This is a genomic window from Streptomyces sp. NPDC056883 (genome assembly GCF_042788835.1).
In the GTDB taxonomy this organism is placed as follows: domain Bacteria; phylum Actinomycetota; class Actinomycetes; order Streptomycetales; family Streptomycetaceae; genus Streptomyces; species Streptomyces stoeckheimensis.
This window is the reverse complement of sequence record NZ_JBHUBS010000010.1, coordinates 170,222-191,516: the sequence shown is the minus strand read 5'-3', so window position 1 is coordinate 191,516 and position 21,295 is coordinate 170,222. Positions and strand designations below refer to the sequence as shown.

General features: G+C 74.3%; 19 protein-coding genes. 8 read left to right on the top strand and 11 right to left on the bottom strand.

What is annotated here, in order from left to right:
- Positions 1-27 precede the first annotated feature (27 nt).
- Entirely contained in the window at positions 28-945 is a 918-nt protein-coding gene (locus ACFRU2_RS24410) for a glycosyltransferase family 2 protein (protein WP_382975557.1), read from the top strand.
- 34 nt (positions 946-979) lie between these two features.
- Here the strand turns inward: ACFRU2_RS24410 and ACFRU2_RS24405 are convergent, their stop codons facing one another.
- Positions 980-2,230: a PucR family transcriptional regulator gene (locus ACFRU2_RS24405; RefSeq protein WP_382975555.1), complete on the bottom strand. Its 1,251-nt coding sequence runs from the start codon at positions 2,228-2,230 to the stop codon at positions 980-982.
- Between the two features lie 148 nt (positions 2,231-2,378).
- Between ACFRU2_RS24405 and ACFRU2_RS24400 the strand changes: the two genes are divergently transcribed.
- On the top strand, positions 2,379-3,269 hold the full coding sequence (locus tag ACFRU2_RS24400) for an esterase/lipase family protein (RefSeq protein WP_382975553.1): 891 nt from the start codon (positions 2,379-2,381) through the stop codon (positions 3,267-3,269).
- 8 nt (positions 3,270-3,277) lie between these two features.
- Here the strand turns inward: ACFRU2_RS24400 and ACFRU2_RS24395 are convergent, their stop codons facing one another.
- The 5 genes from ACFRU2_RS24395 to ACFRU2_RS24375 all read right to left on the bottom strand — a co-directional run bounded on the left by ACFRU2_RS24395 (position 3,278) and on the right by ACFRU2_RS24375 (position 9,412).
- Positions 3,278-4,237 (bottom strand): aldo/keto reductase family oxidoreductase, encoded by a 960-nt coding sequence (locus ACFRU2_RS24395; RefSeq protein WP_382975550.1) that lies wholly within the window; start codon positions 4,235-4,237, stop codon positions 3,278-3,280.
- A gap of 9 nt (positions 4,238-4,246) precedes the next feature.
- Positions 4,247-6,253 (bottom strand): peroxidase, encoded by a 2,007-nt coding sequence (locus tag ACFRU2_RS24390; RefSeq protein WP_382975548.1) that lies wholly within the window; start codon positions 6,251-6,253, stop codon positions 4,247-4,249.
- A gap of 80 nt (positions 6,254-6,333) precedes the next feature.
- Positions 6,334-8,208: a galactose oxidase-like domain-containing protein gene (locus tag ACFRU2_RS24385; protein ID WP_382975546.1), complete on the bottom strand. Its 1,875-nt coding sequence runs from the start codon at positions 8,206-8,208 to the stop codon at positions 6,334-6,336.
- Between the two features lie 60 nt (positions 8,209-8,268).
- Complete coding sequence (locus ACFRU2_RS24380; protein ID WP_382975544.1) at positions 8,269-8,415, bottom strand: hypothetical protein; 147 nt, start codon at positions 8,413-8,415, stop codon at positions 8,269-8,271.
- A 505-nt stretch (positions 8,416-8,920) separates the two neighbouring features.
- Positions 8,921-9,412 carry a GNAT family N-acetyltransferase gene (locus ACFRU2_RS24375; RefSeq protein WP_382975541.1) on the bottom strand — a complete coding sequence of 164 codons (492 nt, stop codon included), beginning with the start codon at positions 9,410-9,412 and terminating at the stop codon, positions 8,921-8,923.
- 193 nt (positions 9,413-9,605) lie between these two features.
- Here ACFRU2_RS24375 and ACFRU2_RS24370 point away from each other — a divergent pair, with 193 nt between their 5' ends.
- From ACFRU2_RS24370 to ACFRU2_RS24360, 3 genes are all read left to right on the top strand, one after another.
- The gene (locus tag ACFRU2_RS24370; protein ID WP_382975539.1) at positions 9,606-10,427 is read left to right on the top strand and encodes a hypothetical protein; all 822 of its coding nucleotides are present in this window, start codon (positions 9,606-9,608) and stop codon (positions 10,425-10,427) included.
- Positions 10,428-10,538: 111 nt separating this feature from the next.
- Positions 10,539-11,228: a TetR/AcrR family transcriptional regulator gene (locus ACFRU2_RS24365; RefSeq protein ID WP_382975537.1), complete on the top strand. Its 690-nt coding sequence runs from the start codon at positions 10,539-10,541 to the stop codon at positions 11,226-11,228.
- A 117-nt stretch (positions 11,229-11,345) separates the two neighbouring features.
- The gene (locus ACFRU2_RS24360; protein WP_382975535.1) at positions 11,346-13,298 is read left to right on the top strand and encodes a bifunctional metallophosphatase/5'-nucleotidase; all 1,953 of its coding nucleotides are present in this window, start codon (positions 11,346-11,348) and stop codon (positions 13,296-13,298) included.
- A gap of 28 nt (positions 13,299-13,326) precedes the next feature.
- Here ACFRU2_RS24360 and ACFRU2_RS24355 read toward each other — a convergent pair whose 3' ends face one another.
- Complete coding sequence (locus ACFRU2_RS24355) at positions 13,327-14,736, bottom strand: sensor histidine kinase (protein WP_382975533.1); 1,410 nt, start codon at positions 14,734-14,736, stop codon at positions 13,327-13,329.
- On the bottom strand, positions 14,729-15,406 hold the full coding sequence (locus tag ACFRU2_RS24350; protein ID WP_382975531.1) for a response regulator transcription factor: 678 nt from the start codon (positions 15,404-15,406) through the stop codon (positions 14,729-14,731). The genes ACFRU2_RS24355 and ACFRU2_RS24350 overlap by 8 nt, the downstream gene beginning before the upstream one ends.
- Before the next feature lie 132 nt (positions 15,407-15,538).
- Here ACFRU2_RS24350 and ACFRU2_RS24345 point away from each other — a divergent pair, with 132 nt between their 5' ends.
- Entirely contained in the window at positions 15,539-16,255 is a 717-nt protein-coding gene (locus ACFRU2_RS24345; RefSeq protein WP_382975529.1) for a PepSY domain-containing protein, read from the top strand.
- A gap of 144 nt (positions 16,256-16,399) precedes the next feature.
- Here the strand turns inward: ACFRU2_RS24345 and ACFRU2_RS24340 are convergent, their stop codons facing one another.
- Positions 16,400-18,064 carry an AMP-binding protein gene (locus ACFRU2_RS24340; RefSeq protein WP_382975527.1) on the bottom strand — a complete coding sequence of 555 codons (1,665 nt, stop codon included), beginning with the start codon at positions 18,062-18,064 and terminating at the stop codon, positions 16,400-16,402.
- Between the two features lie 163 nt (positions 18,065-18,227).
- Between ACFRU2_RS24340 and ACFRU2_RS24335 the strand changes: the two genes are divergently transcribed.
- Positions 18,228-19,211 carry an amidohydrolase family protein gene (locus ACFRU2_RS24335; RefSeq protein ID WP_382975525.1) on the top strand — a complete coding sequence of 328 codons (984 nt, stop codon included), beginning with the start codon at positions 18,228-18,230 and terminating at the stop codon, positions 19,209-19,211.
- Between the two features lie 41 nt (positions 19,212-19,252).
- Here ACFRU2_RS24335 and ACFRU2_RS24330 read toward each other — a convergent pair whose 3' ends face one another.
- Positions 19,253-20,005: an anti-sigma factor domain-containing protein gene (locus tag ACFRU2_RS24330; protein WP_382975523.1), complete on the bottom strand. Its 753-nt coding sequence runs from the start codon at positions 20,003-20,005 to the stop codon at positions 19,253-19,255.
- Complete coding sequence (gene sigK, locus ACFRU2_RS24325; protein ID WP_250743295.1) at positions 20,002-20,526, bottom strand: ECF RNA polymerase sigma factor SigK; 525 nt, start codon at positions 20,524-20,526, stop codon at positions 20,002-20,004. Before sigK ends, ACFRU2_RS24330 begins: the two co-directional genes overlap by 4 nt.
- Positions 20,527-21,003: 477 nt before the next feature.
- On the opposite strand from sigK, the gene ACFRU2_RS24320 reads away from it, so the two are divergent.
- On the top strand, positions 21,004-21,243 hold the full coding sequence (locus ACFRU2_RS24320; protein WP_382975521.1) for a chaplin: 240 nt from the start codon (positions 21,004-21,006) through the stop codon (positions 21,241-21,243).
- Positions 21,244-21,295 lie beyond the last annotated feature (52 nt).

The following is a 21,295-nucleotide window of genomic DNA, read 5'->3' as shown; positions in this document are numbered from 1 at the left end:
CACGGCGGCTCCGATAGCATCCGCTCCGTGCCCGCCTCCTCCACGTTCCCCTCCCCCGCCTCCCCCTCCCCCGCCGCGACCGGGATCGACGTCGTCCTGCTGACGATGAACGACCGCCCCGAAGAGGAGGCCGCAGCCGTCCGCACGCTCCTCGCGCAGGAGGGCGTCGAGCTCCGCGTCGTCATCGTCGGCAACGGCTGCCACCCCTCGCTCTCGGTGGACGGGGCCACGGTCGTCCCCCTCCCGGAGAACCTCGGCATCCCCGAGGGCCGCAACCGCGGAGCGCTCGCCCTGCGGGACACGGGCAGCGAGTTCCTCTTCTTCCTCGACAACGACGCCTCCTTCCCCCGGCCCGACGTCCTGTCCCGGCTGGTGGCCGAAGCCCGCCGGCGCCCGGAGGCCGCGTACGTCCAGCCGCGGCTGACCGGGCCCGACGACACCACGACGCCGCGGCGTTGGGTGCCCCGGCTGCGTACCGGCGATCCGGGGCGGCCCGGCACCATCGCCACCATGACCGAGGGCGTGGTCATGGTCCGCCGGGACGCCTTCGACGCGGCCGGGGGCTGGCCCGACTTCTTCCTGTACCACGAAGGCATCGACCTCGCGTACCGGCTCTGGGAGCAGGGCGGCACCGGCTGGTACGCGGCGGAGGTCCGGATGCACCACCCGGTCACCAGCCCCACCCGGCACGTGCTCTTCCACCGGCTGGCAGCCCGCAACCGGGTCTGGCTCGCCTACCGCAACCTCCCGACGCCCCTCATCCCCGCGTACCTCGGCATCTGGACGGCGGTCACGGCGCTGCGCGGGCTGCGCGGCGGCGGACTCCGGGACTCGCTCCAGGGCCTGCGCGAAGGATGGGCGACCCGGCACGACCAGCTGCGCCGGCCGCTCCGCTGGCGCACCGTGGCCCGCCTCACGGCCGCGGGCCGGCCGCCGGTGCTCTGACCGGCCCGGCGGGGAACCGGCTCGCCGGGGTGGCTTAGGGGCCGGTGCGGTGGGCTGCGGCGTGTGCCGTGAGGGCGGCCGCGAGGTGGCGGGCTCCCGTGGGGTCGGTGGCGTCGTGGCCGGTGAGCAGCCGGATGCGGCCCAGGCGGTAGGTCAGGGTGTTGCGGTGGACGGTGAGGGCTTCTGCGGCCTCGGCGCGCCGGTAGCCGGCCGCGATGAACTCCCGCAGCGTGGCGATCAGATGGGGCTGGTCGTCCAGGGGCGCCAGGACGCGGGCCAGGGCGTCGCGGGCGGGGCCGGGCTGCACGAGCTGGTACTCGACGGCGAGGTCGGCCAGCCGGTAGAGCCCCGGCGGGCGCCCCAAGTCCTCGGCCAGGGAGAGCACTTCCGAGGCCTCGGCCTGGGCCCGCGGGATCGATCCGTGGTCCTCGGCGACGGCTGCCGCCGCCGTGCACCGCAGTTCGGCCGCGGTGTCGAGCCGGGCGAGCAGCCGCCGGGTCGCACCGTCCGGGCCGGGCGGTGCGAGCGGGGCGAGCGGGACCAGGAGGACGCCGCCTTCGCCCTTGAAGGTGGCCAGCACCTCCGGGTTGCCGTCCAGTTCGGAGCGCAGGGCGCGCAGGATCCGGTTCGTCGCGCCGCCGGGCGCCTCGGGCAGGCGCAGGACGACCACCTCGTACCGCTCGGCGAGGGTGCGGCCGTACCGTTCGGCCGCGCGGCGCGCCGGGCGGCCGGCGAGCAGGACTCCGGCGAGGTTGCGGCCGTGTTCGCGCTGCTCCCAGTCGAGGTCGGCCTGTTCGCGCAGGTAGGCCTCGGCGACCTTGGGCATGACCTCTCCGAGGAACGCCAGCAGGCCCGTGACCAGGGCGTACGGATCGGCCACGGGGTCCGGGCCGGCCGCGGCGAGCTCCCAGGCCCGGCGGGCGCCGAGCGGGTAGACCCGTAGCACCGCCTCCAGGGGGACCCCGTCCCGGGCCCGCTCGGCGCCCCAGGCGACGGGGGCGGCCAACTCGGCTTCGGTGGGCGCCCGTCCTTCGGCGACGGTGGTGAAGAACAGGTTCAGCACGGCTTCGGTGTTCGCGACGAGGTCTCCGCCGAGGACGCTGTCGGGCAGCAGCCGGTAGGCGGGGATGTCGGCGGTCAGCCTCGCGACGGTCTCGGCCGCCATCTCCGGTATCCGGGGCAGCAGCGCGGCGGCGAGCTCCTGGGCGGCCGCACCCTCCCCGCCGGCTTCCCCGCCCGCCGCCCCGCCCGGTGCCGTGCCCGCCGTCCCGCCCGCATCGCCCATCCCCGCATTGTCGCCGTGCACAAACGCGGGAGGAAGCATTCTGCGCGTACCGCCAGGGGACACGGGCGGCGCACCGGAGCATTCTGTGCAGTCCGACCAGTGCTGACTTCTCGTCAGCCCCCGTCAGACCCCCGTCAGGAGATGTCGTATGGCTCGCCGTACCCGTGCGTCGCGCACCCGCACCCTGCTCGCCAGGGCCGCCCTCCCGCTGGCCCTCCTGCTCGGCGCCGCCTTTCCGGCGAACGCCGCCTCCGAGAGCGTCACGGGAGGCGGGGTCAACGACTTCTCCTGCCGGCCGAGCGCCGCGCACCCCGAGCCCGTGGTGCTCCTCCACGGCACCTTCGCCACCTGGTACGAGGACCTCAACTTCCTCCAGCTCGACCTCGCCGCCCGCGGCTACTGCACCTTCGCCCTGACCTACGGCGCCTACGACGGCTTCCCGCTGGTCGGCGGCCTCAAGCCGGTGGCCGTCTCGAACCTGGAGATCAAGGAGTACGTGGAGAAGGTGCGCGGCGCGACCGGCGCGGACAAGGTCTCCGTCGTCGGCCACTCCGAGGGCGGGCTCCAGGCCCTCTACCTCGCCAAGATGCAGGGCATCCAGCCCCACATCAAGGCGGTCGTGGCCATCGCTCCCCCGACCCACGGCACGAACGCCGCCGGGCTGCTGGACCTGGGCGACAAGCTGATCGGCCGGGCGACCATGGAGAAGATCGTGACCACCATCGGCATCCCCGTGCTCGCCGACGAGGTCCCCGGCGGTCCCGCGATCCTGGCGCTGAACGACGGTCCGGTGGCCCAGCCCGGGATCGCGTACACCGTCATCACCTCCCGCTACGACGAGCTGGTGACCCCGACCGAGACGGCGTTCGTCCGCGAGCCCGGGGTCAAGAACCAGTACGTGCAGGACTTCTGCCCCTTCGACCCGGTGGGCCACATCGGCGAGGCCTACGACCTCAACGTCTGGCACATGGTCCGCAACGCCCTGGACCCGCGCCGGGCCACCCCGATCCTGGTGTGCGCGGTCGGCTCGCCCGGCTAGGACGTGCCTTAGGGAAGCGGACCGCCCCGGGCCGTGAGCCACAGGGAGTACCACTCCTCGTGGCCGAGGTCCGGGGCGCGCAGCGCGGCGTCGCGGCAGGCCCGGATGCGCTCGGGGCGGCCGGTGCCGATCACGGGGGCGATCCGGGCCGGGTGGCGTTGCAGCCACCACAGCAGGATCGCCTCCGGCGTCGTGTCCTTCGCCTTGGCCAGGGCGCGCAGGTGCTCGGCGGTCGCGTGCTCCCCGACGCTCGACTCCCGTCCGGTGAAGCGCCCTTGGGCCAGGGCCCCGTAGGCCTGGAGGCGGACCGCGTTCGCCGTGCAGTACTCGACGGTGCCGGCCGGGAAGCCGACGGCCGCCGCGGCCGGGGTGTTCACGAGGACCCCGTCCTCGAGCCAGTCCCGCCGGTGCAGGCTCATCTCCAGCTGGTTGGCGACGAGCGGGAGGTCGAGGTGGCGTTGCAGCTGGGCGCACTGGGCGGCGTTCATGTTGGACACGCCGAACTGCCGCACGAGGCCCTGGCGGTGCAGCGAGGAGAGCGCCTCGGCGATGTCCGCCGGGTCGGCCAGGGGGTCGGGCCGGTGCAGGAGCAGGACGTCGATCACGTCGGTGCGCAGCCGTGTGAGGCTCTCCTCGACACGGCGGAGGATGCTCGCGCCCCGCAGGTCGTAGATGCCGGGGCGGTCGCCTTCGGCGAGCCGGATCCCGCACTTGGTCTGCAGGGTGATGCGTTCGCGCAGGCCGGGGGTGCGGGCGAGGACCTCGCCGAAGACGCCTTCCGCCTTTCCGTGCCGGTAGATGTCCGCGTGGTCGAACATCGTGATCCCGCTGTCGAGGGCGGCCTCGATCACCGCCTCCGCCTCGTCGATGTCCTCGGCCCGGTACGGGCCGGGCTCCCAGCTCCCGCCGAGAGCCATGCAGCCGTAGATCAGCCGGGTGTCGCCTGTCACTGGTGCCGTGATCGCCATGCGGTCACCCTACGAGGCGGACGCCTTCCACAGCACCCGCTTGCCGTCCAGGATCACCAGCTCTCCGGAGGGGCGCAGCAACAGGCGTGCGCCGGGGTGGCCGCCGGTCCCGCTGGACCAGACCGTGGCGCCGTCGGCGTCGCGCACGAGCAGTTCGCCGTCCGGGGTGAGCACGGCGTCGTGGCCGACGCCACCCGTGTACGTGTGCCAGGTGCGCTTGCCCGCGGTGTCGAGGAGGGCCAGGTCGCCCGTGGCGTCGAGGGTCAGCCGGGCCTTGCCCGCGTCGAGGACGTCGCCGGGGCGCAGGACGGAACCGGTGTGGAACTCGATGGAGGCGTCGAGTTCCCCCTTGGCCAGGCCGCGCAGGACGGGGAGCGAGGGGCTGAAGGCGTAGACCGAGCCCTCGGTGCGCACGAACCGGCCGAAGTAGAGGGTGTTGGCCCGGCTGCCGGTGCCGTCCGCCGAGGGGGTTTCGAAGGCGATGGGCGAGTCGGGGCCGATCACCGGGTCGCAGCCGGTGCGCGGGGTGCGGCCGGCCGGGAACTCGGGGTCGTTGACCCACTTGCGCATCACCAGCTCGAACTGCCCCACCAGGTCCGACTGGTGGCAGACGAAGACCAGCCCGCGCGGGGCCTGCGGACCGTGCTCCTCGCCCAGTTCGGGCTTGTAGACGGGGCCGTACGGGATTCCGCGCCGCATCAGGCGCCGCGCGTCGAGCTCCGACTGGGTCACGGGGGGACGGCCGGGGGTGAGGACGAGGCCGCCGCGCGGGTTCCCCTTGCGGATGTGCGCGAACAGCGGCATCCGCCAGCCCTGCGGGTCCTGGCTGTAGTCGAGTCCGATGTCGGGGTGCTTGCCCGGTACGGGCAGTTCCTCCGCCGCGGGGCACAGGGCGACCGGCATGCCGCCCGGCCAGCGGCCCATCAGGCGGGCTCCGAGCCATTCCCGGCCGGCGTCGGCGGGAGCGGCGCCGGCGCGCTGGAGTTCGGCGAGCCGCAGGGCGACTTGGGTCCACCAGCCGGGCACGTCCTGCGCGAGGCGGCGTACCACCTGGAAGGCGCCGCCGGTGGCCCAGGCGGGCAGGCCCGTGGGGCGCTTGTTCACCCGCTCGGGGCCCACGACGAACTCGCCGGCGGGGATCAGCCGGGTTCCGGGCTTGCCCAGCACGCTGGCGGGGTCGGCCGGATCGGGCTCGTCGAAGCCCCGTACGCCGGGCTGGCTGATGCAGTCGAGGAAGCCGAAGTGCTCGTGCCCGCGCAGCGCGCCGGGAAGGGTGGCTCCGTCCTGGCGGAACAGGACCGTCCCGCCGGCCGCGGCCGTGCCCGCGTGGTGTTCGGCGACGGCGACGGCGAGGCGTTCGGGCTGGTCGGCGGCGAGCGTGAGGACGGCGTGCACCGCGCGGTCCGGTTCCTCGGCGCCGAACAACCAGGACTGCGGGGCGCTGGTGCCGGTGTCACCGAGCTGCTGCGCGCGGGCGGCGGAACCCTGGGTGAAGGCCTCGGCGCTGGAGCCGGGCGGAGCGGCGGGGAAGGGTTCCTTGCCCGCGAACAGGCGCAGCCCCGGATGGGTCAGGCCGATCCCGGTCCACAAGGTGGCCATGGAGGCGGGGTCGATGCCTCCGCTGCGCCGGCGGGCCCTGCTGAAGGCCTGGTTGAAGCGGCCCACTTCCTCGGTGGTGGAGATCGAGGGCAGCAGCCCGGTCAGCCAGCGCCTGGCCTTGTCGGCGTCGCCGAAGTGGAGGAACAGGAAGCAGGCGTGGTCCTTGCGGAACCCGGCGAGGATGTCGCCCTGCGCGTTGCGGTCGGTGCGCAGCGGGAGGGCTTCGGGGGCGGTGTCCCGCCGCGCGGGCTCCGCGGCCGGGGCCGCCGCCTGGCGGGCCGGGGCCTCGGCGGCCCGGGCCGTGGGCGCGAGGCCCGCGGTGAGACCGGCGGCGGCGAGGGCCGCCGCCTGCACGACGGTCCTGCGGGCGGGTCCGGTGTGGGGGCAGCCCGGGGGCGGCGACGGGGCGAGGGCCATCGGCTTGCTCCAAGTGGCGAAGGGGCGGGGGGAGGAAGAGACACAGGTCCGGAGGGGGGAACGACGGAAGGCGGCCGGGGTCAGCGCGCCGGCGCCGCGGGCGCTCCGGAGTCGAGCTTGATCCACTGGGCGACGCTGGGCACTCCCGCGGCGTCGAGGAGGAAGAGCATGTAGTAGCCGGGCGGAGCGGCGGCCGCGCTCGGCGGAGCCTGCAGGGTGAGGGTGTCGCCCGCGCGCCGCTTGATCCGCAGGTCCACGTGGCGCTGGCTGGTGTTGACCGCGTGCGTGGCGGTGGTGGGCGCCAGCAGTACGGCCCGCTGGACCCGGTCGGGCGTGCTCGTGGTGACCTCGAAGCGGGTGTCGTGGCCGACGGGGCCGGCGGGCACCTTGCCGAGGGCGGGCCTGGGTCCCTGGTGGAGGTAGGAGGGATCGTAGATCTCGATGGTGCCGTTCATCCCGTCGGTGATGTCGGCGTCGTTGGCGAGCTGCTGGAGCTCGTCGCCGGTGACCACGACCCGGCCGTCGGGCAGCACCACGGCATTGGAGTGGTAGCCGCGGGGAAGCCGCTGGGCGGGGCCGAGCTTCCAGTTCCCCTGCCCGTCGCGCATCTCGAACTGGCGGTACTTCAGGTCGGCGTTGGGGTTCAGGACTCCGTTCCCGTAGTCGCGGATGTCGTATCCGCCGCCCGCCGTCAGCAGCGTTCCGTTCGGCATCAGCAGGGTGTTGTCCTGGGTGCGGCCGAAGGCCCGGGGCTTGTCGACGGTCCAGCGGCCCCCGGACAGCGTGTAGGTGTTCGGGTCGGTGCGGTCCCCGCCGATGACCAGGGCCGCCTTGGGGCCCTCGTACCCGCCGGGCAGCGGCACGGCTCCCCCGTACAGCCGCATGCTGCCGTCGGGGCGGGGCGGCAGGTCGGTGCGGGACTCCTTGACGGGGTCGAAGGCCCACTGTTCGTCGTGGACCCGGCCGAGCCCGTAGACCAGGCCGTCGCGGAGCGAGAAGAGATGGGGGTAGTCGCGGGTGAAGGGGGCCTTGGCCTTGAACGGGCCGACCGGGACGTCGCGCGGGACGTCCGTCTTCTCCCGGGGCACGGGGTGCGAGAGGGCGGGGAAGCGCTCCACGAGCGGGGTCGGGGTGCCCCAGCCCAGCTCGGACTGGCCGGACATGATGAGCTGGCGGCCGTCCGCGGCGGTCACCACGGAGGGGTACCAGCGCCCGGTGGCCATGTCCTGGTTGCGGCTCCAGGTCTCCGTCCACGGGTCGAAGACCAGCGAGAGCTTGGCGCCGCTGCCTCCGTTGGAGCCGAGGTTGCCGCCGAAGACCCCGAGCATGCCGTTGGGCAGGAAGGAGTGGCCGGAGCAGAAGAACGGTGCGGGGCGCGGCGAGTCGGTCCCGTCGGGCATGTCGACCACCGGCGGGGTGACCTTGGTGAACGCATCCGCGCCGGTGCCCTTGGCCGGGTCCCAGAGGAAGGCGCGGCCGGCGTTCGTGGCGCCGATGATGTTGGTGGGGGCGGGTTCCTTGGTGGGGTTGGTCTCGATCCGTTCGAAGGAGAAGAGCAGCACCTTGCCGGTGGGCAGGAGTGCGATGTGGGCGGCGAAGTCCGGGGAGTCGAAGTACTCCTTGAACACGCCGTACTTCTCCGGCGCCAGACCGGCGTTGGCCTCGGCCTGGGATGCGGTGAGGGCCTTCAGACGGGCGCGGCGGGTGGTGTCGGGGTAGTCGGCGGCGTCCCTCAGCGCGAGGCGGGTCCGGGCGTGCTCCTCGGCGTGCTCCTCGCCGAGGACCAGCCGCTCGTCCGCGCCGATCTCGCGGCGCACCCGCTCGGGGGCGACGTACGGAGCCGGGCGCGCGGCATCCAGATCGTACGGCGCTTCGTGCGCGGCCGCGGGGCCCGCGGGGAGCAGGCCTAGGAGGGTGCCTGCGACCAGCGCGCGGGCGGCTCCGGGACGGGACATGGGGAACCCTTACGTGGGGAGAAGGGGGAAGCGGGGTGGTGTCTCAGATGCCGCGGGCCGTCACGAAGGCCATCCGGCGCAGGGGCTCGTGGAAGGCGGCCCGCCCCGGCCGTGCGCCACCCGGACCCGGCGCTGTGCGAGCAGCCGCGCGGCGCCCGTCGCGATGAGGGCGGCGCGGAGGACGGAGGGGACGGCGGCGACAGCCATGGGGCCGGGGACTCCTCAGTGCGGGGGCCGACGGGCAGCGCGTGCTGCCGGTGATCAACACACTCGGTGATCAACGCCGTGCGCGCGCGCCGGGGCCACCGATGGGGTGACGGGTCCCTGGCGGACCGTCACCCGGACGCACCAGGACCGGGGCTGTCGGCCCGTCGGAGCGGGGCGGAGGGCCCGTTCGGAGCGGGGCGGAGGGCCAGTCGGAGCGGGGGCCGAGGGACCGTGGACTCGGGGCCGACGGGCCGTCGGAGCGGGGGCCGAGGGACCGTCGGAGCGGGGCGGAGGGGCCGTCGGAGCGGGTGCCGAGGGCCAGCCGGCTCGGGGTCGAGGGGCCGTCGACTCGGGGGCCGAGGGACCGTCGGAGCGGGGCGGAGGGGCCGTCGGAGCGGGGGCCGAGGGCCAGCCGGCTCGGGGCCGAGGGGCCGTCGACTCGGGGCCGACGGGCCGTCGGAGCGGCAGGGGGCGGCCCGGCGGGGCAAGCCCTGGGCGGGAGCGGTCAGCCCTCTGCCGTGAGCGTGCGCCGGTAGGTCAGCCCGGGGCAGCCGTCCAGGACGGTCTCCCCCACCGCCGTGAACCCGGTCCGCCGGAGCACCGCCGCCGATGCCGGGTTGTCCAGGGCCGCGGACGCGGTGAGGACGCCGAGCCCGTACTCCGTGGCGGCGATCCGGCAGACCTCCCGGACGGCCGCGGTGGCCGCACCGCGGCCCGCCGCCCGTTCGCCGATCCGGTAGCCGAGGTCGGCGGCGCCGTCCGCCAGGTCCACCAGGTTGACGCGTCCGATCAGCTCCCCGGCACCGTCCAGCACCACGTGGAAGCGGCACGCGCCCGTGTCCTGTTCCGCGAGCAGGGCGCGGTGCCGCGCGGCGAACTCCGCGAAGTACGCGTCCCCGCGGTCGGGTACGGAGCGGGCGAAGTACGCCCGGTTGGCCCGCTCGAAGGCCAGCAGGGCGTCTCCGTGATCGGCCCGCAGGCGTTCGAGTCGCAGCATGCCGGGCAGGATATACGGGCTGCTCGGACGGGCGCCCCGAGTTTTCGGGGGCCTCCCGGGGGCATCGCGGGGGCATCGCGGCGGGGCTGCGGAGGCCGAAATCTTCTTCTCCCGTCCGGGAGTTGTGCGAGCGTGGGGGGGCGACCGGTCCTGTCCGGGGGGACGAGGACGACAACCGAGCAAGGGGTGGGGAATGAAGGCAGGAACAGTCACCACAAGCATCGCGGCTGCCGTGATCGTCACGGCGGCCCTGAGCGGCTGTACGGCCGGGGCCTCCGTGGGAAAGAAGGCGGCGGACTCGGCGGAGACGCTGGTCGCCAGGCTCACGAAGGTCTCCGACGAGGCTTCCAAGGCGGGCTCGGCCGAGGTCGAGATGAGCGTGACGATGCCCGACACGGGCGGCAAGCCGGTCCAGGTGAACGGCACCTACTCCTGGGGCAACGGCCTGGCGATGGAAGCCGAGATGCCGGCCGCGGACCTGCAGATGCAGGACCTGGTCGCCGACGGCACGATCACGTACCGGCTCGTCCAGGGGGCGTACTACTACGGCATCGACCCGGCACCGAGCGGACCCTTCGCGGGCAAGACCTGGCTGAAGCTCGAGGCCTCGGCCGTGCTCGGCGAGCAGGGCGCCGCCGGGATGAGCGCGGGCAACAACGACCCGACGGCCGGGCTGAAGTCGCTCAAGTGGGCCAGCAACGTCACCGAGGTCGGCCGGGAGGACGTCAACGGGAAGAGCTCCGTCCACTACCGGGCCACGGTTCCGGTGGACAAGATGGGCGACTCCAAGGCGGTCTTCGGCGCAGTGGGCGGGGGCGGTGCGACCGAGCTCGTCTCGGACATCTGGGTCGACGACAAGGGCATGCCCTCGCGGCTGAACCAGGTCTTCGGGAACGTCACCGTCGCCATCGACTTCCTGTCCTTCGGCGTGGCCAAGGACATCGCGATCCCCCCGGCCGCCGAGACGGCCGACATCACCGAGGCCGTCAAGAAGGGCGGCGCGGCGCAGGGCTGACGCGCGCCGGGGCCGGGCCCGCGGTGCGTACCGGGCTGTTCGGTTCCTACACTGGCCCTGCCCCGGCACGCACCGCCCCCACGCCACCCCGCAGGTACGAAGGACTCCCCCATGGAAGCCGAGACGGCGAACGCCACCGACGCCTACGGCATCCCGGTCATCCCCGCTTCCTCCGACGCCGTCCGGCGCAAGCGCCGGGCGATCGTGGACGCGGCAGCCGCGGAGTTCCTCGCCGAGGGGTACGCGGCCGCCTCCATGGACGCGATCACCAGCCGCTCGGGGGTCTCCAAGGCGACGCTCTACAAGCATTTCGGCACCAAGGAGCGGCTGTTCCTCGCCGCCATCGGCGGCATCCTGCGCGAGACCTGCGCGGGCCTCGAACCGGACGGCTCCGCCCTCGTGGAGGCCGCCGATCTGCGCGCCGCCCTGGTCGCCGTCACCGGCGACTGGGCCACGGTCCTGCTGCGCCCCGACATCATGGCGCTGCGCCGTCTGGTGATCGGGGAGATCGGCCGCTTCCCCCAGCTGGGCCGGCTCTGGTACCGGGTCACGTACGACATGTTCAACGGGCCCCTCGTCGAGGCCCTCGCCGAACTCGGCCGGCGCGGAAGGCTCCACGTCGCCGACCCCGAGCTCGCCGTCCGGCAGCTCGTGGCCGCCACCGTCGGCGTCCCGCAACTGGTGCACACCTTCGCCCCCGGCACCGAGACCGACCCGGCGGAGCTGACCCGCGTCGTCACCTCGGGGGTCGACCTCTTCCTGGCCCGCTACGCCGCTCCCCAGGGGACGTCGACAGGGTGAAGTTCCCCGGAATTTCGCCCCGCTGACGGATGCCGCGCCACGCTCGGTCACCGCACACGTACAGACTGCTTCCGAGCGCGCGGGAGTTGGCCCGCCGGCGGATCGGGGGCGGCCCTGATGGAAGAGTTCGGCAGGCGCCGGTTCCTGGCCCGGGCCGCGGGAGCCGCCGGGGCCTTCGGCGTCAAAGCGCTCACCGGCACCGCGGCGGCCGCGACCCGCGCGGCCGAGGACGCCGCGAGCGCGGCCGGGTACGTGGACGTACAGCTGCTGCACATCACCGACCTGCACGGCTACCTCTCCGCCGCCCCGGCCCGGGATTCCGTCATCACCGGCGCGGGCGGCCGTACGTACGCGGTCGGCGGGGTCGCCTACATGGCCACCCATTTGGCCCGGTTGCGGGCCGGGCGGGCCAACTCCTTCTTCTTCGCGCCGGGCGACCTGTTCTCCGGCTGGGACTACCCCGCCTTCACCCTCGCCGACGAGCCGACCATCGAGGCCCTGAACCGGCTCGGCCTGGACTTCGCGACCGCCGGGAACCACGAGTTCGACCGCACGCCCGGCTTCCTGCGCCGGCACATGGAGGAAGGCATCCCCTACGACGGGGCGGGAGTGACCAACACCTTCCCGGACTCGAGCGGCGCCCCCTTCCACGGCGCCGACTTCCGCTACTACAGCGCCAACGCCGTGTCCGCCGCGAGCGGGGAGACGGTGCTCCCCCCGTACAACATCGAGTACGTGGACGCACCGGGCGGGCGGCGGCTGCCCATCGGGTTCATCCACCTGACGGTCGTCGGCACCGAGACCTTCGGGAACTCCTTCCAGCCCGGCCTGACCACCCTGGACCAGCTCGCCTCCGCCAACCTCTGCGCCGCCCGGCTCAAGGCACTCGGGGTGGGCGCCATCGTGCTGAGCATGCACGACGGGGCGGTGGCGGGCAGCGACTTCGATTCCGGCAGCGAACCCAGCGGTCCGGCCTACGAGCTGGCGCTGCGCGTGTCCCCGGACATCGACGCGATCGTGACCGGCCACTGGCACTGCGCCTTCAACATGATGCTCCCGGGTCCCGACGGACGGCCGAGGCCCTTCGTCGAGGCCGGCTGCCACGGGCAGATCATCGGTGAGATCACCCTGCGGCTCGACGCGGACACCGGTACGGTCGTGCGCGCGCTCACCAGCTCCGTCAACCATCCCAACACCCGTGACGTGGACCCCGATCCGGTGCTCAAGGAGGTCGTCGACCACTGGACCGGCTACGCGCAGCGGCACGGGGCCGGCGTCATCGGGCGCCAGCGGGCCTCCTTCCGCCGCCGGCTCTCCCCGGCCGGGGAGTCCACCATGGGAAACCTCGTCGCCGACTGGGCGCTGTGGGCGGCCCGTCAGGCGCCCGACTCCTTCGACACCAGCCCCCGGCCGGCGCGCTCCGGCGCGGACCTGGCGCTCATCGCGGTCGCCCCGCGCGTGGGCCGCAGCGTGATCAACACCGACCTGCTCGCCGGTCCCGCCCTGGACGATCCGGTCAGCTTCGACCGGGCCTGGCGGGCCGTCGGCTACGGGTGCCCGCTGGTCAGCGCCGAGGTGAGCGGGCGCCGCCTCCACGACGCCCTGGAGCAGCAGTGGGCGCTGGACGCTTCCGGCGTGCTCACGTACGCCCCGCTCGCGGTGTCGGACAACGTCCGGTACTCCTTCGACGCGGCGGCGCCCGTCGGGGACCGGGTGGCGCCGGGCGACGTGCTCGTCGACGGTGTTCCGCTGCGGCCGGAGGCCTCGTACCGGGTCGTGACCACCTCGTACACGCTCACCGGGCAGGACGGCTTCCCGGCCCTCGGTGACTACCGGGAGCCGGCCCGCCACCGGCGGGACACGGACGCCTTCCCGGCGTACGTCGCGGCCCTCGGCACCCTGGAGGCCGTCTCCACGGGCCGGGTCTCGGTGAAGCCCTCCCCGCTCCTCGACCCCCCGGGCCGCGAAGGCCTGCTGGTGATCCCGGCCGATCCGGTACCGGGAGTGCCCGCGCCCGTCGCGGCGGAGGAGGAGGCCGCACGGGACGCCGGGCGCCGGCCGGTCTGCTGAGCGGGCTCCGTCGGCGCCGCAGGCTCCGTCAGGGGCCGAGCGGGAGCGTGGCGACCAGGCGGGCCCCCTTCGGGGAATCCCGGACGGCGAGGGTGCCCCCGAGGCGCAGGGCGATGTCGCGGGCGATGGCCAGGCCCAGGCCGGTGCCGCCCTCGTCGCGGGCGCGGGCGTCGTCGAGCCGGGTGAAGCGTTCGAAGACCCGCTCGCGGTCGGCGGGCGCGATGCCCGCGCCGTCGTCGGTCACTTCGAGGACGGCCTCGCCCCGGGACGCGTCCGCGCGCAGGACGACGGTGACGTGCTGCTCGGCATGCCGGCCGGCGTTGTCCAGCAGGTTGGTGACGAGCCGCGACAGCCAGATCGTGCTGCCGCGGACCGCGATCCCGGGGGCGATGTCCGCCCGGACGGGGACCCGCTCGCCCTTGCGCGTACGGGCCGCTGCGCGGACCACCTCGGTGAGGTCGACGGCGGCGGCCGGCGGCGGCTCGGAGGTGTCGAGGCGGGCCAGCAGGAGCAGGTCGGCCGCCAGATCCTGGAGCCGTACGGTGTCCTCCAGCGCGCCGCTGACCAGCTCGCCCCACAGCTCGGGGTCCGGGTGGGCCTGCGCGACCTCCAACTGGGTGCGGAGCACCGTGATCGGGCTGCGCAGTTCGTGCGAGGCGTCCGCGATGAAGCGGCGCTGGCGGATGCCGGCGGCCTCCAGCCGGTCCAGGGTGGCGTTCATGGTGACGGCGAGCCGGGCCACCTCGTCGCGGGTGGCCGGAACGGGCACCCGGCGGTGCAGTTCGCGGTCGCCGATCTCGGCGACCTCCGCGCGGATGGCCTCGACGGGGCGCAGGGCCCAGCCGGTGACCCGCCAGGTGATCAGGGCCACGACCAGGACGAGCAGCGGGACCACGACGGCCAGCACCGCCACGATGGTCTCGTCGGCGGTGTCCGCGTCCCGCAGCGAGGTCCCCGCGTAGACGGTGACCAGGCCGTTCACGGTGACGGTGGTGACCTGCACGACGCGCTGGCGGTGTTCCTGGCGGACCCGGCCGCCCTTCCAGGTGCCGCGGACCGTGCCGGGTGCGACGGGCGGTTCGGGGACGAGGGCGGGGCGGCCCCGGAGGTTGGGGCTGGCCGCGATGACGCGGCCCTGCGCGTCGACGACCTGGACGAAGTCCGTGCCGTGGCCCGGGGGCGGTACGGGCTCCAGCCGGCCGGTGGCCGCCAGCGCGGCCACCTTGACGGCCTGCCGTTCGGCATCGGCCTGGGCGCTCATGGTCAGGTTGGTCTCCAGGGCCCCGAGCAGGGCGAAGGAGGCGAGGCCCAGGGCCAGGGCCACCACGGCGGACGCTCCGAGGGTGGCCTGGGCCCGGACGGACCGCGGACGGAGCCGGGACACGGCCCTGCGCAGCCGGTACGCGCGGGACCGGCCGGGCTCAGCCGGCTCAGCCACCGTCGGCCGCCAGTCGGTATCCGGCGCCCCGGACGGTCTCCACCGCGACCCGGCCGAAGGGCGTGTCTATCTTCCGGCGCAGGGCGCTGACGTGGACCTCCACGACGTTGAGGTCCCCTTCGTAGGCGGTGTCCCAGACGTGGTCGAGGATGTCCCGTTTGGGTACGACCTCGCCGGCCCGGCGCGCCAGGTGCAGCAGCACGGCGAACTCGCGCGCGGTCAGCCGGGCTTCGACGCCGCCGCGCGTGCAGCGCTGCCGGGCCGGGTCGACGTGCAGGTCGCCGAACTCCATGACCTGCGGGCTGCGGCGGCCGGTGCGCCGGATCAGGGCCCGCAGGCGGGCCACGAGGACCACGTAGGAGAAGGGCTTGGAGAGGAAGTCGTCGGCCCCGGTGTCCAGTGCCTCGGCCTCGTCGTACTCGCCGTCCTTGGCGGTGAGCATGAGGATGCCGGACTCGCAGCCGGCCGCGCGCAGCCGGGCGCAGACGCGGTAGCCGTTGAGGCCGGGCAGCATGATGTCGAGCACGATGGCGTCGTAGTCGTGTTCGCCGGCCATCCACAGGCCTTGCGGGCCGTCGTGTGCCGTGTCCACGGTGAAGCCCTCGGCCCGCAGACCCCGTTGCAGGGCGGCAGCCAGCCGCCGCTCGTCCTCGACCACCAGTACGCGCATGGGGCAAGGTTCTCAGGTCGCGCCGCCGGCTTGCTGAAGGGTTCTTCAGCTCGCTTCAGCGGGGCTTCAGCATCCTGCTCGCAGGATCGGCCGAGCCGGGCACGCCGCCCGGAGAACGCGAGGAGCTTTCAGATGACTCAGTCCAGTCCGCAGCCGCCCGAGTTCCCCCCGGCCGTTGTTCCCGGGGAGGGCGGCGGCGAGGGCGAGGGCAACGGCGACCCGGCCGGCAAGGCGGCGGGGCGCGGCGCCCGGATGGCCCGCTTCACCCGGTTCGCCCGTGAGGGCCGGGGACGCTGGGTGGCGCTCGGGCTCGTGGTGGTGGCGTCCGCCGGAGTGGGGGCGGTGGGGGCCGCGGCGGTGGCCGTGACGGACCACGAGCACGATGTCCGCCGCACGCGCGCGGAGCGGCTGTGGGACCGGTTCGACGTCGAGCGGGAGGGCGGCGGCGAGATGACGGCTCCGCTGCCCGCGCGCCCCGGGAAGCCCGGCGAGCCGGGTAAGCCCGGCCTGCGGGGTCACAAGGGCGAGCGGGGAGTCGTCCCGCCGGACGGACCGGGGAGGCCCGGGACGACCGAGGGCGGGGAGGGGTTCGTCGTGGACGGGCCCGGCCGGGCCCCCGTACCGCTGCCCGCGCTGCCGGCGGCCCAGGCCCTGGAGAAGGCGGAGGCCGCCGTGCCCGGCGGGAAGGCCGAGGCCCTGCGCGTGATCGCCCAGGAGGGCGGCGGGAGCGCCTGGCGCGTGGTGGTCCTCGGCTCCGACGGGGTCCGGCACGCCGTGACCCTGGCCGGCGCCGACGGCGCGGTCACGAGCAACACGGTCGCGGGGAAGGGCGCAGGGGCGGCCCGCTGAGCGGGTGCGGGCCCCGCCCGCCCGGTGTCCCGTACCGCGGCGACGGCGGTACGGGGCACGGGACCGGCCGGCCGGACGGCCGGACGGCCAGCCGGGCATTCGGACGGACGGCCAGCCGGACGGAAGGACGTCGGTGAGCCTCCGTCAGGAGGAAAGGCCCAGCAGCCGGGTCGCCGTCTCCCGCATCTCGATCTTGCGGATCTTGCCCGTCACCGTCATGGGGAACTCCTCCACGACGTGCACGTAGCGCGGGATCTTGAAGTGGGCCAGCCGGCCGTCGCAGTACGCGCGCACGGCCTCCGCGGTCAGCGGCTCGGCGCCCTCGCGCATCCGCACCCACGCCATGAGCTCCTCCCCGTACTTCGGGTCGGGCACGCCGATGACCTGGACGTCCATGACGTCGGGGTGGGCGTGCAGGAACTCCTCGATCTCGCGCGGGTACAGGTTCTCTCCGCCTCGGATCACCATGTCCTTGATCCGGCCGGTGATGCTCAGGTACCCGTCCCCGTCCATGACGGCGAGGTCTCCGGTGTGCATCCAGCGGGCCGCGTCGACGGCCTCGGCGGTGCGCTCGGGCTGGTCCCAGTAGCCGAGCATGACGGAGTAGCCCCGGGTGCACAGTTCGCCCGGTTCGCCGCGCGGGACGGTCCGGCCGGTGGCCGGGTCGACGACCTTGACCTCCAGGTGCGGTCCGACCCGGCCCACGGTCGAGACGCGGCGCTCCACGGAGTCGTCCACGCGGGTCTGGGTGGAGACCGGCGAGGTCTCCGTCATGCCGTAGCAGATGGACACCTCCCGCATGCCCATCCGGTCGATGACCTCCTTCATCACCTCGACCGGGCAGGGCGAGCCCGCCATGATGCCCGTGCGCAGGCTGGAGAGGTCGTAGGTCTCGAAGTCCGGGTGGGCCAGCTCGGCGATGAACATGGTGGGGACCCCGTAGAGCGAGGTGCAGGCCTCCGCCTGGACGGCGGCCAGGGTGGCGCCCGGGTCGAAGGCGGGTGCGGGGATGACCATGGCCGCGCCGTGGCTGGTGCAGGCGAGGTTCCCCATGACCATGCCGAAGCAGTGGTAGAAGGGCACCGGGATGCAGACCCGGTCCTGCTCGGTGTAGTGACACAGCTCGCCCACGAAGTAGGCGTTGTTGAGGATGTTGTGGTGCGAGAGGGTCGCCCCCTTGGGGAAGCCGGTGGTCCCCGAGGTGTACTGGATGTTGACCGGGTCGTCGGGGCTCAGCGCGGCCTGGGCGCGCAGCAGTTCCGTCCGGTCGGCGCGGCGGCCGCGTTCCGGGAGGGAGTTCCACAGCGGACCGTCGAGCAGGGCGGTGAACTCCAGGTCCGGGCAGCGCGGCCCGACCTCCTCGATCATGGCCGCGTAGTCGGAGGTCTTGAACCGGTCGGCCGCCACCAGCAGCCGGATCCCGGACTGGCGCAGGACGTACTCCAGCTCGTGGGAGCGGTAGGCCGGGTTCACGGTGACGAGGATCGCGCCGATCCTGGCGGTGGCGTACTGCACCATCGTCCACTCGGGGCGGTTGGGGGCCCAGATGCCGACCCGGTCCCCCTTGACGATCCCGAGGTCCAGCAGACCGAGCGCGAGATCGTCCACGTCCGCGGCGAACTCCGCGTACGTCCACCGGCGCCCGGAGGCCATGTCGACGAGGGCGTCGCGGCCGGGGAACCTGCGGACGGTGCGGTCCAGGTTCTCGCCGATGGTGTCGCCCAGCAGCGGCACCTCGTCGGCCCCGGAGGCGTAACTCGGCTCGACGGACGACGCGGACGAGGAATACGCGGACGGCACTGACGGCACGGACGGCACATGGACCCCCTGGGCTCGGTGGCGGGCGCCGGGGCCCCGTTGCTCCGACGCGCCCCCTCATGATCCACGCGGTTCGCGGCCGGGACCAGCCCCCGACGGCGCGATCCGGCGGCCCCGATTGGCCGGGCCCGCGGGCAGGGCGTTCCATCGAAGGGTGAGCCCATCCAAGGCGCCGCCGCCCGGGCCACCGGTCGGGCGGATCGACGTGCACGCCCACCTCTGGACCCCCGCCTATCTGGACCGGCTGGAGCGGCTGGGCCGGACCGACACGGGCACCCAGCGCGGGATCGGCGCGGACGCCGCACCGGCCGACCTCGACCACCGGTTCGCCCTCATGGACCGGACGGGGATCTCCGTACAGGTGCTCTCCGTGCCCCCTCAGTCGCCGCACCTGCCCCGGGAGGCCGACGCGGTGGAGCTGGCCCGCGCGGTGAACGAGTCCTACGCCGAGCTGGTCGCCCGCTGGCCCGGGCGCTTCCGGGCCTTCGCCGCGCTGCCCCTGCCGCACGTGGACGCCGCGCTGCGCGAGCTCGCGTACGCCCTCGACGAGCTCGGCATGGCGGGGGCGGCCGTCACCACGACCGTGTGCGGCCTGACCCTGGCCGATCCGCTCTTCCGCCCGCTGTACGAGGAACTCGACCGGCGCGGAGCGGTCCTGTACGTCCACCCGGCGGGCGAGGGCGCCGGCAGCCCGCTGATCACCGGGCACCGCATGACCTGGATGGTCGGGGCGCCGGTCGAGGACACGGTGGCCGTCATGCACCTCGTCCTGGCGGGCCTGCCGCGGCGCTACCCCCGGATGCGGATCCTGGCCTCCCACCTCGGCGGCGCCCTGCCGATGCTGCTGCGCCGCCTCGACGACCACCTGGCCTTCGAGTCCCCGGAGACGCCCGAGCTCCCCTCGGTGGCGGCCCGCAGGCTCTGGTACGACACCGTCGCGCACTGCCACGGGCCCGCGCTGGTCGCGGCGGCGGCCTCCTTCGGCGCGGACCGGCTGGTCCTCGGCACGGACTTCCCCTACGAGGACGGGGAGGTGTTCGTGCGGGCGGTCTCCTACGTCTCCGAGTCGGGGCTGCCCCCGGGGGACGCCGCCGCGATCCTCGACACGAACGCGGCGGCGTTGCTCGGCGGGTCGTGAACCCGGCTGCCGTTGAACCGGGCCACCGGCCCGGAGGTTCCCTACGCCCGCGCCGGGAGGGCGAGCAGCAGCAGCGGGCTGGTCGTCGGCTGCGCCGATCCCCCGGCGGGCTCCAGCGTCAGACCGACCGCCGTCGCCTTACCCAGGCCGCCGTCCAGCACGGCCGACCCGTCCCCGGTGATGAAGCCGGCCGGGCGCATCGTGCCGCCGTCGGCCAGCCAGAGCTGGTACGTGCGCCCCTCCCCGGCGGCCGGCAGCCGGTCGGCGAGGAACACGGCCCGGTCCCGGGCGGCGGAGGTGATCACCGTCGCGGCGGCTCCGCCGCTGGTGCGGCCGTGGACGGTACGGGCGTCCGGGGCGGTGACCACGGCCCGCAGCTCCTGGCTGCGCGCCTCGGCCTGCCGGGCCTCCTGCCGGGCCCGGTCCGCCTGCCCGCTCTCGTGGAGCGCGGCGCCGCCGAAGAGGGCCGCCCCGACGAGGGACGCGGCGACGACGAAGGCCCCGGCCTTGCGCGGGAGCCGGTCGAGGAAGCCGGCCGCCCGGCGGACGCCGACCCTCGGGGGCAGCTGGCGGACCGTCTCGATGCGGGCGAGCACGTCCGCCTTCAGCTGCGGCGGGGGCACGAGGGCCACGGCGGCGGCCAGCCGGCCGGCCGTGGCGGAGAACTCCGCGACGTCCCCGGAGCATGGCGCACAACGGGCCAAGTGCCGGGAGAAGGCCTCCTGTTCACCCGGTCCGAGCGCGTCCAGTACGTAGGCCGCGGTGAGGGTGTGCAGTTCTTCGTCGTGCTTCACGTGGTCACCCCCATGCAGTCGCGCAGGCGGATCAGTCCGTCGCGCATCCGGGTCTTGATCGTGGGAAGAGGAGTCTGGAGGGTCTCGGCGACCTCACGGTAGGTCAGCCCCTGGTAATAGGCGAGGGTGACGGCCTGGCGCTGGAGCTCGGTCAGCCGGCGCAGGCAGCGTTTGACCTGGTCGCGTTCCAGCCGGGTCTCCACCTGCTCGCTCACCTCGTCGAAGGGCCGTTCCTGGCCGCGTACGCCCACGTCGTGCTCGCGGGTTGCCGAGGCCTGGGCGGAGCGGACCCGGTCGACCGCCCGGCGGTGGGCGATCGTGGCCACCCAGGCCATGACGCTCCCCTGCTCGGGGCGGTAGCGGGCGGCCTGGCGCCATACGTCGATCATCACCTCCTGCGCGACCTCCTCCGACTGTGCGCGGTCGCGCACCACCTTGACCGCGATGCCGAAGACGGTTCCGGCCACGGCGTCGTACAGGGCGGAGAAGGCGTCCTGGTCGCCCTGTGCGACGCGCGCCATCAGCTCCGCGAGTTCGGCCGCGGCCGATCCGGGGCCGGTGCCGGTGCCGGTGCCTGCGCCGGGGCCGCCGTCCGGGCCCGGTCCGGGGAAGCGCAGCTTCTCGGGGTTCACCTGAGCGGTCCCCGGGTACGGCCGGGCCCGGGCGGGCACGGCGGTGCCGCGAGTGGTTCTCGCCGGTCCATCCATCGCATGAACGATCCTTCGTGGCAGGCACACCTGTTCCCCGTCCGCCGGGGTCGCGGTGCGCGCCGGGTCCTTGCTGTCTCACCTTGTCTTCGGAGCCGGTCCGCGTGCGGATTGGCCGACATACACGCGAAAGGGAATCCGTTCGGGGGAACCGGCCCTCCTGGACCAAACCGCGCCGGGGGTCCGGGCCGAAGGAGGGTCGCGGGCCCGGTCCAGGGGCCGCCGCGCGGCGGGTCACGGGGCTGATGGGCCCCGGAGTCCGCCGCCGCACAGCCAGCAAGGAGATCTGTCGTGTCGCGTGTCCTCAAGAGTGCCGCACTCGCCCTCGCCTCGGGCGCCCTTCTCGTAGGCGGAGCCTCGGTGGCCTCGGCCGACGCGGGAGCCCAGGGCCTCGCCGCCTACTCCCCCGGGGTCGGCTCGGGCAACCTGATCCAGATCCCCGTCCACATCCCGGTCAACGTCTGCGGCAACTCGGTCAGTGTGATCGGGCTGCTCAACCCCGCATTCGGCAACACCTGCGTCAACGCCTGACCCAGGGCCCGGGCCGCAGTCTCCGGCCCACAGTCTCCGGCCCGCCGCCGGC